11 protein-coding genes and 2 rRNA genes are annotated in these 13,830 nt (G+C 57.3%); 8 read left to right on the top strand and 5 right to left on the bottom strand.

Annotated features, from left to right (window positions below):
• The 3 genes from rrf (ACP7C6_RS21955) to ACP7C6_RS21945 form a co-directional block, all read left to right on the top strand.
• A 5S ribosomal RNA gene (rrf, locus tag ACP7C6_RS21955) occupies nt 1-102 on the top strand; the annotation flags it as partial.
• Nucleotides 103-211: 109 nt separating this feature from the next.
• A 5S ribosomal RNA gene (gene rrf / locus ACP7C6_RS21950) occupies nt 212-327 on the top strand.
• A 283-nt stretch (nt 328-610) separates the two neighbouring features.
• On the top strand, nt 611-2,491 hold the full coding sequence (locus ACP7C6_RS21945; RefSeq protein WP_028615204.1) for a methyl-accepting chemotaxis protein: 1,881 nt from the start codon (nt 611-613) through the stop codon (nt 2,489-2,491).
• Nucleotides 2,492-2,529: 38 nt separating this feature from the next.
• Here ACP7C6_RS21945 and ACP7C6_RS21940 read toward each other — a convergent pair whose 3' ends face one another.
• From ACP7C6_RS21940 to ACP7C6_RS21920, 5 genes are all read right to left on the bottom strand, one after another.
• Nucleotides 2,530-2,988: an SRPBCC family protein gene (locus ACP7C6_RS21940; protein WP_426109232.1), complete on the bottom strand. Its 459-nt coding sequence runs from the start codon at nt 2,986-2,988 to the stop codon at nt 2,530-2,532.
• A 19-nt stretch (nt 2,989-3,007) separates the two neighbouring features.
• The gene (locus ACP7C6_RS21935; RefSeq protein WP_426109231.1) at nt 3,008-6,376 is read right to left on the bottom strand and encodes an amino acid adenylation domain-containing protein; all 3,369 of its coding nucleotides are present in this window, start codon (nt 6,374-6,376) and stop codon (nt 3,008-3,010) included.
• The gene (locus ACP7C6_RS21930; RefSeq protein ID WP_426109230.1) at nt 6,373-7,320 is read right to left on the bottom strand and encodes a diiron oxygenase; all 948 of its coding nucleotides are present in this window, start codon (nt 7,318-7,320) and stop codon (nt 6,373-6,375) included. The genes ACP7C6_RS21935 and ACP7C6_RS21930 overlap by 4 nt, the downstream gene beginning before the upstream one ends.
• Entirely contained in the window at nt 7,317-8,075 is a 759-nt protein-coding gene (locus tag ACP7C6_RS21925; RefSeq protein WP_028615208.1) for a DUF3050 domain-containing protein, read from the bottom strand. The genes ACP7C6_RS21930 and ACP7C6_RS21925 overlap by 4 nt, the downstream gene beginning before the upstream one ends.
• Nucleotides 8,076-8,450: 375 nt before the next feature.
• Entirely contained in the window at nt 8,451-9,149 is a 699-nt protein-coding gene (locus ACP7C6_RS21920) for a GntR family transcriptional regulator (protein WP_305383343.1), read from the bottom strand.
• A gap of 322 nt (nt 9,150-9,471) precedes the next feature.
• Here ACP7C6_RS21920 and ACP7C6_RS21915 point away from each other — a divergent pair, with 322 nt between their 5' ends.
• From ACP7C6_RS21915 to ACP7C6_RS21895, 5 genes are all read left to right on the top strand, one after another.
• A complete protein-coding gene (locus ACP7C6_RS21915) occupies nt 9,472-10,365 on the top strand; it encodes a TauD/TfdA dioxygenase family protein (protein WP_426109229.1) in 894 nt (297 codons plus the stop codon).
• 40 nt (nt 10,366-10,405) lie between these two features.
• Nucleotides 10,406-11,257: an ABC transporter ATP-binding protein gene (locus ACP7C6_RS21910; protein WP_068937688.1), complete on the top strand. Its 852-nt coding sequence runs from the start codon at nt 10,406-10,408 to the stop codon at nt 11,255-11,257.
• An 11-nt stretch (nt 11,258-11,268) separates the two neighbouring features.
• A complete protein-coding gene (locus ACP7C6_RS21905; protein ID WP_012721565.1) occupies nt 11,269-12,117 on the top strand; it encodes an ABC transporter permease in 849 nt (282 codons plus the stop codon).
• 99 nt (nt 12,118-12,216) lie between these two features.
• Nucleotides 12,217-12,843 (top strand): TonB family protein, encoded by a 627-nt coding sequence (locus ACP7C6_RS21900; protein WP_305383345.1) that lies wholly within the window; start codon nt 12,217-12,219, stop codon nt 12,841-12,843.
• A 52-nt stretch (nt 12,844-12,895) separates the two neighbouring features.
• A complete protein-coding gene (locus tag ACP7C6_RS21895; protein ID WP_028615213.1) occupies nt 12,896-13,816 on the top strand; it encodes a LysR family transcriptional regulator in 921 nt (306 codons plus the stop codon).
• The last annotated feature ends 14 nt before the right edge of the window (nt 13,817-13,830 follow it).

The following is a 13,830-nucleotide window of genomic DNA, read 5'->3' as shown; positions in this document are numbered from 1 at the left end:
AGCATTGGAACCACCTGATCCCATCCCGAACTCAGCAGTGAAACGATGCATCGCCGATGGTAGTGTGGGGTTTCCCCATGTGAGAGTAGGTCATCGTCAAGATTAAATTCCAAAACCCCTGTTTGCTAACGCAAACAGGGGTTTTGTTTATGTAGAAGTCCATGAATTTCATCGGCACGTCGCTAGCGCAACGGTCCGATATACAGAATTTCTTGACGACCATAGAGCATTGGAACCACCTGATCCCATCCCGAACTCAGTAGTGAAACGATGCATCGCCGATGGTAGTGTGGGGTTTCCCCATGTGAGAGTAGGTCATCGTCAAGATTGAATTCCGAAACCCCTGTTTGCTAACGCAGACAGGGGTTTTGTCGTTTAGGACTATTAAGTCACTGCGCTTGGTATCTCCTCGCAAATGCCTACCGCTGGTCGGTTTCCTACATAAAAAAAGGAAACACCTCATAAATTCCTAAGATTTGCCAAGCCTTGGCCGAAAGCCTGACGAGCCATGCGTGCACCGAAATAGAGCGGCCCGAGAGTCCGCCTATACCGCTACATGGAATGTTCCACTCGGCACGCTCACCCCCCTTTGGCAAAAGAAGTCGATGAAATGAATCTCAAGTTCAGTCATAAAATTCTGTTGGCCGCGTCAGGCGTCGTGGTTCTGGCCTTCGCGTTATTCACCCTCTACAACGACTACCTGCAACGCAGCACCATCAAGCAGAACCTGGAGTCGTCCATTCAGCAATCCGGTGAGCTCACTGCTAGCAGCGTGCAAAACTGGCTTAGTGGGCGAATACTGGTACTCGAAAGTCTGGCGCAAAACGTAGCCCATCAGGGCAATGGCGCAGACCTTCCGGGATTGGTCGATCAACCCGCCTTCACTGCCAACTTCCAGTTCACCTATGTCGGTCAAACCAACGGCGTATTCACGCAGCGCCCCGACGCGAAGATGCCCGATGGCTACGACCCACGCCAGCGCCCCTGGTACAAACAAGCTGTGGCTGCTGACAAAACTATGCTGACTCCGCCTTACATGGCGGCGGTAGGCGGGCAGATCGTGACTATCGCTTTGCCGGTGAAAAAGAATGGTGAGCTACTGGGTGTCGTTGGTGGTGACCTGAGCCTGCAAACCCTGGTGAAGATCATCAACTCGGTGGACTTCGGTGGTATCGGTCATGCGTTCCTGGTCAGCGGCGATGGTCAGGTCATCGTCAGTCCCGACCAAGATCAGGTGATGAAGAACCTCAAGGACATCTACCCTGGCACTCAGGTGCGTATCGAGAAGGTCAGTCAGGAAGTGATCCTTAATGGCCAGGAACGTATCTTGTCGTTCACGCCTGTGAGCGGCCTGCCAGGTGCGGATTGGTATATCGGTCTTTCGATCGATAAAGGCAAGGCCTACGCACCGTTGGGTAAATTTCGTACCTCAGCGCTGATAGCCATGTTGATTGCCGTGGTGGCGATTGCAGTACTCTTGAGCCTGCTGATCCAAGTTTTGCTGCGTCCTCTGACCACCATGGGCGTTGCCATGCAGGATATTGCCCAGGGCGAAGGCGACCTGACCCGTCGTTTGGATGTCACCAGTAAAGACGAGTTTGGTGAGGTAGGGAGCGCGTTCAACCAGTTCGTAGAGCGTATCCACGCCTCCATCTCCGAGGTGTCTTCTGCAACACGCCAAGTGCATGATTTGTCCCAGCGTGTCATGGCATCTTCCAACGCCTCGATCATCGGCTCCGACGAACAGAGCGCGCGCACCAACAGTGTGGCTGCCGCGATCAACGAATTGGGTGCCGCTACTCAGGAAATCGCACGTAACGCTGCCGACGCTTCGCAGCATGCCAGCGGTGCCAGCGAACAGGCTGATGATGGACGCAAAGTGGTAGAGCAAACCATCCTGGCAATGTCGGAACTGTCGCAAAAGATCAGCCTGTCTTGCACCCAGATCGAGACCCTGAACGCTAGCACCGACAACATTGGTCATATCCTTGATGTGATCAAAGGCATCTCCCAGCAGACCAACCTGCTCGCGCTCAACGCTGCGATCGAGGCTGCCCGTGCCGGAGAAGCGGGTCGTGGGTTTGCCGTGGTCGCTGATGAAGTGCGCAACCTGGCACACCGTACGCAGGAGTCCGCCGAGGAGATCCACAAGATGATCACCTCACTGCAGGTGGGGTCGCGTGAAGCGGTGACCACCATGAACGCCAGCCAGGCCTCCAGCGAAGAAAGTGTCGAGGTGGCCAACCAGGCCGGTGAGCGGCTTATCAGCGTGACGCAGCGGATCGTTGAAATCGATGGCATGAACCAATCCGTCGCTGCCGCCACCGAGGAGCAGACGGCTGTGGTGGAAACACTCAATGTCGACATCAACCAGATCAACCTGCTGAACCAGCAAGGCGTGACCAATCTCAACGAAACGTTGAAGGATTGTGATGCGTTGTCTCAACAGGCCAGCCGTTTGAAACAACTGGTCGACAGCTTCAAAATCTGAGTCTGAATGAACAGGAGCGAATGTCTCGCTCCTGTTCTTCAACCAAGCATCTGGCGCACATTCCCCAGTGCGCTTTCGGCGAACTCTCGCACAAACTGCTCAAACCCCGCCTGCGCCATTTCTATCGACTCGCCGATCAGTGTCCATGTTGCCCTGGAGCGGCTTGAGCCAAGTGCTTCAACGTGCATCGCTGCCCACAAACGCGCCAGGCCCAACGTGTTGTAAATCGTGGTCCAGGTCATACACATGGCCTGTTCGTCCCGACTGTTGAGTTGTTCCACGACGCAATGACCATTGTGGAAGAATTTGGTGCGTAAAGCGCCCACGCCCTCACCTGTCATTTCGATGTGGGATAGGGCGGGAATGAAGGCATCAAAGCCTGCAAAGTGACCCACCACGCCCCACAGTCGGGTGGCCTCGCAGTCGACCACGACAGAGGTCACTACAGGCGTTCCACGTGGGTTTTGAATCAATGTATCGGGTTGCAGCGGTTTCATGGGGATGTCCTGAAGCGGTTCAAAGAAAGCCTATGGTTTTGAGGTGGTCGCAGCCCTTGCGTAGCAGCGACGGGGTCTTTTCGGGGTAGTGGGCACCCATTTCTTCCACGACCTTACGCGCGTTGGCGCAATGGATCATTGAAGTGTCGCCAATGTCTTCACCTAGCTCATCCAGATAAAAGCCCAATACACCAAACAGTGCGTTTTCGCGGCTGACGGTGCGTAAGGCCTGTTGCCAGTGCGCGACACTGACCCGGTCGAATACGTAGCCCGCCTGGTTGAACGCATCAAGATACTGAGCCCAGCTCAAAGGCTGCGGGTTATGCAGGTTGAATACGTATCGCGCAGCTTCAAAACGGCCGCAGTGGAACGCAACAAAGCCAGCAAAAAAATCCACAGGCATCAGGTCGAAATTCACCTCGAAACAAGGCACCACACCCAATTGCAGCGAGCCCTTGAGCATCAGCATCAGACGATTTTGCTGTGGCTGGCAAACACCGCTTCGGGTGTTGAAGCTGATGTTTCCCGGGCGGTGAATGTTCACCCAGGAACCTTGTGTTACCGCGTGCCCCAGCCAGCGCTCGGCGACCCATTTGGACAAGTTGTAGCCATTTTTGATGTAAATGGGAGGGGTCGACGCGGCAGGCGTTTCGAGGACGTGGCCATCCGCGTCGATGTTGCTGCATGCCGACAAGGTCGACACGTAATTGAGCACTTTTTTGCAGTGGGTCTCACACAGGCGCAGACACTCCAGCACGGGGTCTACGTTGTCTTTTACCAACGAGGCATAATCCATCACGTGATTGACCTGCGCTGCGTTGTGCACAACCACACCGTAGTTGCGTGCAAGGTGTTCATACGTATCGTCAGCCAAACCCAGGCGTGGCTGGCTGATATCCGCGGCATAGACCTGCACCCGGCTCAAGTCCAAGTGTTCAAGACGGTGCTCGCGCAATGCCTCGGTGAATCGCGCAGCTGCCGGTTGGTCTGGATGCTCTCGCACCAGACATGCAACGTGCTTGGCACCCTTTGCCAGCAGCGCTTCGACAATATGCACACCAATAAAGCTGTTGGCGCCTGTCACGATGACTCTGCCGCGATCACCGGCGCGTTGCTCAGGCAATACCTGAATAACGTTTTCACGCTGCGCATCCCGTACCGCAAGACCGGAAGACGTGTCGGGCAGCGCACCATTCTCAATCAACAGCGCGAGGGTACGGATCGTCGGTGTTTCAAAAAATCGGTTCAAAGGCAGGCTACGGCCAAATTGCTTTCGAATGCGCAGCAACAGCGTCGACAGCAATATGGAGTGGCCGCCAAGATTGAAGAAGCTGTCATCAATCGACATCGCTTCCATGGGCAACCGCAGCAACTCACGCCATAACGCCACCAGTTGCATTTGAAGGGGCGTTTGCGCAGTCTGCCCAGCGCCCGTCAACGTCGGTTGGGCCGGTAATGCGAGTAAGGCCGCGCGATCGATTTTGCCGTTACTTGAGCAAGGCAGGCTGGGTAGTTCGGTCCACACGCCAGGCTGCAAATAGTCTGGCAGCCACTGTTGTGCATGCTGCTTGAGGTCGCTCAGAGTGGCACCAGGTTCTGGTTGGGCGACGACACTGCGAATCCTGTATTTATCATCAATCACCACCGCCAGTTGGCGATACAGTCGACTGGCGCGCAGACACTGTTCGATTTCCTGAGGCTCGACCCGAATTCCGCGAATTTTCACCTGCGAGTCCCGCCGTCCGCCCAACTCGATACCTTCGGCAGTCCATTTCGCGAGGTCGCCACTACGATAGGCGCGCACGGTCTGGCCACCTGGCAGGGCCAGCTTTATGAAGGGGGAGACGGGCAACTGCACGGCATTCAAATACCCCAGGCTTACTCCCGGGCCGACGATGTAGAGTTCGCCTATTACCTGTTCATCCACGGGTTGCAGTTCATCGTCGAGGATCAACACCTGGCTGTTGGCGATGGGGCGGCCCACGTTGCGATTGCTGTCCCCGACCTGCAGCGTTCGATGGGTGACCAGTACCGTCGCCTCGGTGGGGCCGTAGAGATTGTGAAGGTGGCATTGACCCGCCAAACGCTCGATCACGTAGGGCTCGCAGGCGTCGCCACCGGTGAACAGATGCATCAAACCCAGGGGTTGATCCAGCGGCAGGATGCTGAGCAGCGCCGGAGGTAGGAACGCGTGGCTGATGTGTTGTTGGCGGATCAACTCGACCAATTGCAGCGGATCGCGCCGTTGCGTTTCGCTGGGGACGATCAATTGTGCGCCGGCGATCAGGGTGGGAAAAATATCCATCAGTGATGCATCGAAATTCACTGAGGCAAACTGCAACACGCGACTTTGTTCGCTCAGCGCCATTTGGCTACCAAACCAGGCGGTGAAGTGGGCGAGGTTGGCCTGGCTGAGCAGCACACCCTTGGGCCGTCCCGTGGAGCCCGAAGTGAAGAGCGCCATGCACGGTGATTCAAGCTCCGTGGCATGCTGCGAGGGGCTTGCTGTGTGTGGTATGCCAAAAGTGCTCACATCCAGTGAAACGAAATGCTCACGCAACGGGTGGGCGCCGCCATCCAGCAAAACGCGGGCCCCTGCGCTGTCCAGCATGGCCTGCTGGCGCTGTGGCGGGTCACTCGGTGCCAATGGCAGGTACACTGCGCCGCAGCCGAGCACTGCGAGAATGCTGGCGTACAATTCGATGGACTTCTCCAGGCAAACACCGACCACGGCTGGGCGCTCAATGCCCTCCAGTAACGGTTCCAGCTGTTGCTGGATGGCCAGGGCCTGAGCCTGCAGTTGCCGGTAAGTTGTCACGTTGCCCGCAATGTACAGTGCGGGTCGCTCGGCGAAGGCAAGAAGGCTGGCCTGCAATCGATCGATCATGGGTACTTGAGCCGCCTGCAACAGCGCTGGGTCTGCCGTACGATTGAACCGATGCTCAAACGCCAGCACGTCCAGCCGCAGGAGGTCTTGCTCAGGCCAGGCATTGGCATGTGCCTCTGGCGGCAAATACTCAGGGTCACGTGCGAAGCTGCTGACCTGCAACGCTACCCATTCCGCCAGCACCTGCGTTGCTTGCAAACGCAATCGCTGGCCGTTTCCGCTGGGCTCTGCTGCCAGCTCCAGTACAGCTAGCAGGTGTCGGTTGCGGTCATACCCGCGCAATTGCAGTGCAGGCAGCCCGTGTTCGGTCAGAGGGCCGATGCCCAGGCGCAGGCTGATATGGACGACTTCTGCCAAGTGCTTTGGCAATGGCTGGCTCCCGTCTTCGACCACCAAGTCGACGGCTTCTTCACCGGACCTATGGCCGTATTGCTCCAGGGCTTGCTTTACGCGGTCCAGGGCTTGGCTGACACCGACCCATCCAATGGTCAGGCATCTCATGCTGCTCTCCCGGCCAGTGGTAAATAGTCGCTCAGGGCGTGTGCCACGCTTGGCGTCTGCAACAAACCGCTATGGTGCAAAAAACTCGTGATGTTGCCGATCATCGGGTGTTGTCGGGTGATGGGGAAATCCAGAGCGTCTATTTCTTCCCTTAGTGCCTGACGGACGCTGGCGCTGACGTTCAGGTGTTCGATCAGTTTCAGGTCAAAGGATTTCTGCAGGTCGTTGGTCAGGTAGTGGGCCAGAAATGTTGGCAGGACGTGGGCGATGATGTCGCGATCTTCCGGGCTCGCCGCCTCCCAGTACAGGCGAACCAGGCGTGTCCAGAATTGGGCATGACGTCCTTCGTCAAAGAGATGATCGGCCATCATGCCGCGGATCGACGACTTGACGCTGTCGTCCTTGGCGAAAGCTGCCACGTCATGAGTCACGGTGTTCTCGGCGATGGCCACACCAATCAACCCGACGGCATCACGCAGGTGCGAAGGCGCCAGCGCCTGGGCTGCGGGCAGGGCACGGCTGAGTTCGATTTGCGCGGGCAGGTCGAGTGGTTGTATGCCGGTCATTGCCACGGCCTGTTGCAGAAAGTCCAGCGCGACCAGAGCGTGATAATCCTCGTCCACCACGATGGTCATTGCATCGTAGCGACAGGCGAGGGGGAAGGGCACGGCGAAGCGGTTCTTGGCGATGCGGCGGGCGACGTCATCGACGATTTCGGTTTCGAAAATCACCACGTCATTGATGAATTTGTAGAAGCTTTGTACCAGTACAAAATCGCGCCATTGCGAACAGTGATCGAGAAACGTCGCGCCCAATACCAGGGGTTGACGGCTCAGTGGATAGATCAGGTTTTCGTCGTTCTCCAATACGCGCCGAGGCCGTGTACGAATGGTTGCACGGCGCTCCCAGTCGTCTGCGATGGAGCGGTAGTCAGCGCTATTCATGAGTGCACCGCCTGCAACGAGGCCCGTACGGTGTCCCAGAACGCTATGCGGTTTTCCACGGCATCGAGAGCCGCTTCATTGGCTTGTTCCTTGTGGTTCACGTCGTTGCCGATCAGGTGTTGGAGCAACTGTTGCGCCCCGGGCTCATGGCCCTGGGTGTCCAGTTCGATGTGACGGTTCATATAATGGACCAGGACGGGAGCCTGTCGATTGATGACTTCGCTACCCTGCAACAAGCGTTCAAACATTGCTGGGATGACGCTTTCACGGCCATGTAGGAACGCCGCTGCTACAGAATGGGTAGGGGCGTTCAAGGCGATGAGCAGGGTGCTTTCGACAAAGCGAGACACGCCCGGTGGCACATCGATCTGCTGCAACGCTGCCCGAGCCTCGAGGCCTCGACGTTGTAGCGTGATAAAGGTATCGATGGCGGCGGTGCTGGCGCCCACTTCGATCATCGCCTCCCGGTACAGCTCGAAATGGCTGCAATAACCTCCCTCGGGACGCTCATCCGACTCTTCGCCCAGCACGATCTCGTTGATAAGGCGTGTGGCATGTGGGTCAGTCGGTGGAAGCCAGGGTAGTCGCGTGCAAGTCAGATCTTGTTGCAGGCGTTTGGTAAGGGTCATGAAGTCCCATACTGCAAATACGTGGCTTTCCATAAAAAGTTGTAACTTGCTAAGTGAAGTTATTTCTTCAAATAACAGGTGGTTGCATAATTGTTGTTTCTTTTGTTGAAGCAAAGTTGGGTGCATGGTTGATGCCTATAAGTTGTTGCAACTGCTCGTGGAGCAGTGATGGCTCTTGCAGCCGGAAGAAGACAGCTAACGTTTAACCAGGCCCAAGACAGGGTGCGCCATACACTTGAGCTGGCAAGGTCAATTTAAGTATTTGACTATCAGTGAGCGATAATAAGCTGATTAAGTGATGGGGTGAGGTTATAAGTGTATGAGATGTTTTTTCGAAAAGTTACATGTGGTGGGCGAATTGTTTTATAACGGTGGGAAGTTTCCGGAGTGGAAGTAGACTTAATCTAATAAGGCTTATAAGTTGGAAGTGTCAGCGCGGAGTTCACCCCGGATGGGAGAAACCCCGCAATGTCTGTGGGTCAAAGCGAAGTGCTGGGAAAACTATCTGTCGGGCGCGCCGAGGCCATTGAGATAAGTGGCGATGACCTCCATGCCACGCGTCAGGTGATTGCGCAGTGTCAGGATGCTTTCTTCGATCTTTTTCTGCGCCACCAGGTTCAGCAATTCGCGGTGATCTTCCTGGGAGGTCTCGCCCAGTCCCATTGCCTCAAGGTTGAAGCGTAAAAAACGTTCCTCTTCATTCAATCCGTGCTCGACCAGCTTGAGCAATCGCTGATTGGGTGCCTTGCCATACAGGACCATGTGAAACAGGCGGTTCAGGCGGCCAATCTCGGTATAGTCCTTTTCCTGTTCCAGGGCAGTTATATAGGACTCTGCCTCGGCAATATCGGCGGCGGTTAGCAATGGGGTCGACAAGCGCAGCGCTTCGGACTCCAGCAGCATGCGCAGGGCGTAGGTCTCAGCCGAATTGTCTTCGATCAATGGCGCAACCACTGCACCCTTGTGCGTCACCACATGCAGCAATGACTGTGCTTCAAGCTGTCGCAAGGCCTCGCGCACCGGCATGCGGCTGACCCCAAACAGGCTGGCCAACTCTTGCTGGCGCATGGCAGTCCCACACGGCAATCGACCATCGAGAATGGCGTTACGCAAGGTTTCTTCAATCACGGAACGAGCAAGATGGGCGGGAATAGGACCGCTGATCTTGATGCTGTTCAAAGGGTTCGGCTTCTGCGTCACGGCTACGCTATCCTACTACTTGAATGGGCATGGCTAATTGGATCCAATGAACACTAGAGACTGCCTACCAGCTTGTCAAACGGGCAAGGTTTTCGGCTTGTAAGCGGCTAAACATGGGGCTCTTGGTGCTCACACAGTATTTTTGCAACGTCTTACAGTCATGCTCTGAACTGAACGCTTCGCGTCGCAGATTTATTTCAGAGTGAGTGCCGGCAATGGGCATTCACCGGCACATTCCAGTCTATAGATATTCACTAACGGTATTTAAAGTGCTGGTCTTATATCTATAAAGTCACGCTCCTGTCTGACCGGGAGTGAATTCATGTCCGCCGCCTCTACTGTTCCAACAGCGACCCTTACCGCCCAAGCCTTCGAGATTCGCCCGCTTCCCGGCAGCGTGGGGGCCGAGATCATAGGCCTGGATCTGACCCGCCCGATCGATGACCATGACTTTGCGCGGATTCACCGCGCGCACCTCGATCATCATGTCGTGGTCTTTCGTGACCAACGTATCACTCCCGAGCAACAAATTGCCTTTAGCCGTCGCTTCGGCGTGCTGCAGATCCATGTACTCAAACAATTCCTGTTGGCTAACCATCCGGAAATCCTGATCGTCTCCAATATCATCGAAAACGGCCAATCCATCGGCCTGGGGGATGCGGGGAAATTCTGGCATTCGGACCTGTCCTATAAAGAACTACCAAGCCTGGGTTCAATGCTGCATGCCCAGGAGCTGCCCTCTGAGGGCGGCGACACCTTATTCGCCGACATGCATAAAGCCTGGGACCAGTTGCCGGAACATCTGCGCAAAGCTGTTGAAGGCCGCAGCGCGGCGCACTCCTACACCGCGCGCTACAGCGAAACCAAATTCGAAGGCAACTGGCGCCCCACGTTGACCCCTGAGCAGCTCGCCCAGGTTGCGGAAGTCGTACATCCGGTCGTGCGCACCCACCCGGAAAACGGCCGCAAAGCGCTATTCGTCAGTGAGGGTTTCACCACACGTATCCTCGGTCTGCCCGAAGACGAAAGCCGTGATCTGCTCGGCCAGCTTTATGCACACAGCGTACTGCCGCAAAACATCTATCGTCACCAATGGCAGCCCCACGACCTGGTGTTCTGGGATAACCGCTCGCTGATTCACCTGGCCGCCGGCTGCCCCAGTCATCTGCGCCGCAAGCTGTACCGCACCACCATTCAGGGCGACGCGCCTTTTTGAAAGGGCTTGCACTCCTTCCCCCAATCGCACGAGAGTTGAAATGAACGCGCGCTTGCCAGGCCACGCGGCCAGCAACTTGAACGCTGTCGAACCGCTGCTGGCGGTAGACCATGTAAGCCTTGAATACCGCACCCCCGAACGCGTGGTGCGGGCCACTCACCAAGTGAGTTTCGAGATCGACCCTGCCGACCGCTTCGTGTTGCTCGGCCCCTCGGGCTGCGGCAAATCCACCTTGCTCAAGTCCATCGCCGGGTTTATCAAGCCCTGCGAAGGCGAGATCCGCCTGTTGGGGCAAAAGGTCGAACAACCGGGCCCGGACCGCATCGTGGTGTTTCAGGAATTCGACCAGTTGCCACCGTGGAAAACCGTCAAACAGAACGTGATGTTCCCATTGCTGGCTTCGAAAACCTTGAAGCGCGCCGAGGCCGAAGCGCGCGCGCTGCACTACCTCGACAAAGTCGGCCTCACGGCGTTTGCCGATGCCTATCCCCACACGCTTTCCGGCGGGATGAAGGCCCGTGTCGCCATCGCCCGTGCGTTGGCCATGCAGCCGAAAATCCTGTTGATGGACGAACCCTTCGCTGCCCTCGATGCCCTGACCCGGCGCAAAATGCAGGAAGAACTGTTGCTGCTTTGGGAGGAGGTGCGCTTCACCCTGTTGTTCGTCACCCACTCCATCGAAGAAGCGCTGGTGGTGGGCAATCGCATCCTGTTGCTCTCGCCTCATCCAGGGCGCGTGCGTGCCGAAATCCACAGCCATCAATACGACCTGCACAGCCTCGGGGGTGTGGAATTCCAGGCGTCGGCGCGGCGGATTCATCGCTTGCTGTTCGATGAAGCGCCCGAGGCCGAACGTGAGTTGGGTTTCGCTGATATCCGCATCGCGTATTAAGGGGAACATCCATGCGCCAGGAATATGAAATTACCCTAGAACCGCTGCTCAGCGTCCCTGTCGAGCGCGAACTGCCCCTGCGCCAACGCCTGTGGCAACAAGGCTGGCTGCGCAAAGGCCTGATCCTGATCGTGCTCGCGATCCTCTGGGAAGCCGTCGCGCGCTACCAGAACAACGACCTGTTGTTGCCGAGCTTCCTGCAAACCTTTCACGCGCTGTACGACGGCCTGCTCAGCGGCGAATTGCTGAGCAAGGTGAGCATTTCACTGGTGGTGCTGATCAAGGGTTACCTGATCGGCATCGTGCTGGCGTTTGCCCTGACCACCTTGGCGGTGTCGACCCAATTGGGCCGCGATCTGCTCAGCACCTTGACCTCGATGTTCAACCCGCTGCCGGCCATCGCGTTGTTGCCGCTGGCGCTGCTGTGGTTTGGCCTGGGGCAGAACAGCCTGATCTTTGTACTGGTGCATTCGGTGTTGTGGGCGCTGGCGCTCAACACGTATTCCGGGTTCCTCGGCGTGTCCGAAACCCTGCGCATGGCCGGGCGTAATTATGGCCTCAAGGGCATGCGTTTTGTGCTGTTCATCTTGATCCCGGCGGCACTGCCGTCGATCCTCGCAGGCCTCAAGATCGGGTGGGCATTTGCCTGGCGCACGCTGATTGCCGCCGAGTTGGTGTTCGGTGCCACCAGTGGCAAGGGCGGCCTGGGTTGGTACATCTTCCAGAACCGTAACGAGCTGTACACAGACAAGGTGTTTGCCGGACTGGCGGTGGTGATCCTGATCGGACTGCTCGTGGAAAATCTGGTATTTGACACCTTTGAGCGCCTGACCGTGAAGCGTTGGGGTATGCAGCGCTAAACAGGAATGATTGCTCTTTGTCCGCCGTGAACCCGATAATGCTGACGGAATCTGACGCCCCCTTGGCGTCAGGCGTACCCGGTAAAAGGATTTACGACGATGCGGTTTTTTGTTTTGGCAGCGGCCTTGTTACTGTCGACCTCGGTCTTCGCGGAGTTTGTGCCCGAGGTGGTCAGCATGCCCAAGCCGCTTTATCCCAGTCACCTGACCTTCACCCAAGGGCATGCGCGCATCAGCTTGAATATTCACAACGACGGTACGGTCAGTGATGTCAAAGCGCTCAGCGCCACCAAGCCGGCGTTTGGTGAGGCTGCCGTGGCTGCGGCTACACTCTGGCGCTTCAAGCCGTGGACGGTCAGTGCCGATCGGCCGGCGGTGCTCGACGCGCAGAACGATATGATTTTCACGCCCGAACCGCCTAAGAAGGAAGCGACTCAGCTTACCTTCACCCAAACCACTTACCAATCCTGCAGTGCACTGACGGAAGAAGTCAGCCAGTTCCGTCGTGAGCATCCCACCCGGCCGTTGATTGCGATGAAGAGTTTTGCCATTACCCGGGTGGCGGTGATGTTCCCGGCGTTGAGCGGCAAAAGCGATTACAACGAAGGCCTGACGCGCGCCGACGAACTGGAAAACTCCCTGCCGGACATCGTGCGCAAATGCCAGGCTCATCCCAAGGCCACCTACGCGGATTACCTGCCGCGCAATTTGAAGCGTTACCTGTAAAGCCTGCTACGATTGCGCCCAGTTCACTCTCGATGGGTCACGAGTGCTTTGCATGCAACTACCGGATATGAACCTGCTGGTCGCCCTCGACGCCTTGCTCGACGAGGGGAGTGTGGTGGGCGCCGCACGCCGCATGAACCTCAGCCCGGCGGCCATGAGCCGCACCCTCACGCGTATCCGCGAAGCCGTCGGCGACCCGATCCTGGTGCGCGCCGGTCGCGGCCTGGTGCCAACGCCTAAAGCCCTGCAGTTGCAAGGCCAGGTGCGCAACGTGGTGGAGCAGGCGGCGCTGCTGTTCCGTTCGGCGGACCAAGTGGATTTGAGTACATTGCGCCGTCGCTTCAGCGTGCGCGCCAATGACTTTTTCATCGGCGTGTATGGCGGTCGCCTGTTCGACACCATGGAGCGCATGGCGCCATTGTGCGAGCTGTGCTTCGTGCCCGAAGGCGACACCGATGACGAAGCCCTGCGTGAAGGCCGGTTGGATTTACGCGTGAGCAACACCCTGCCGGTCACCCCCGAAGTGAAGGTGCAGAACCTGTTCTCCACCACTTTTGTCGGCTTGGCGCGGGAAGATCATCCGTTGTTCGACGAAGAAATCACCGCTGCACGTTTTGCCAGCTATTCCCACATCAGCATCTCGCGGCGCGGCATTGCCCGTGGGCCGATCGACACCGCGTTGAACGCCCAGGGCCTGGAGCGCCGTGTCGCGATGATCGCCCCCGGTTTTCACGGCGCGATGTTCATGCTGCCCGATTCCGACCTGCTGCTGCCGGTGCCCAAGGAAGCGCTGTTGAGCGCCAATCGCCTGAAGCTGCCCCTGCGGTCGTTCGCCCTGCCAATCTCGTTGCCAACACTGGTTCTCGCCCAATCCTGGCACCCGCGCTTCGATAAAGACCCCGCTCACAAATGGCTGCGCGAAACCATGCGCGAGAGTTGCCACGCCACCTGGCTCGAAGCGCAGCCCACCTGACACCCCAAGACCTC

Source organism: Pseudomonas sp. TWR1-1-4, assembly GCF_049897165.1.
In the GTDB taxonomy this organism is placed as follows: Bacteria; Pseudomonadota; Gammaproteobacteria; order Pseudomonadales; family Pseudomonadaceae; genus Aquipseudomonas; species Aquipseudomonas canadensis.
Note: the sequence above shows the minus strand (reverse complement) of the source record. Positions and strands in the feature narration are given on the sequence as shown.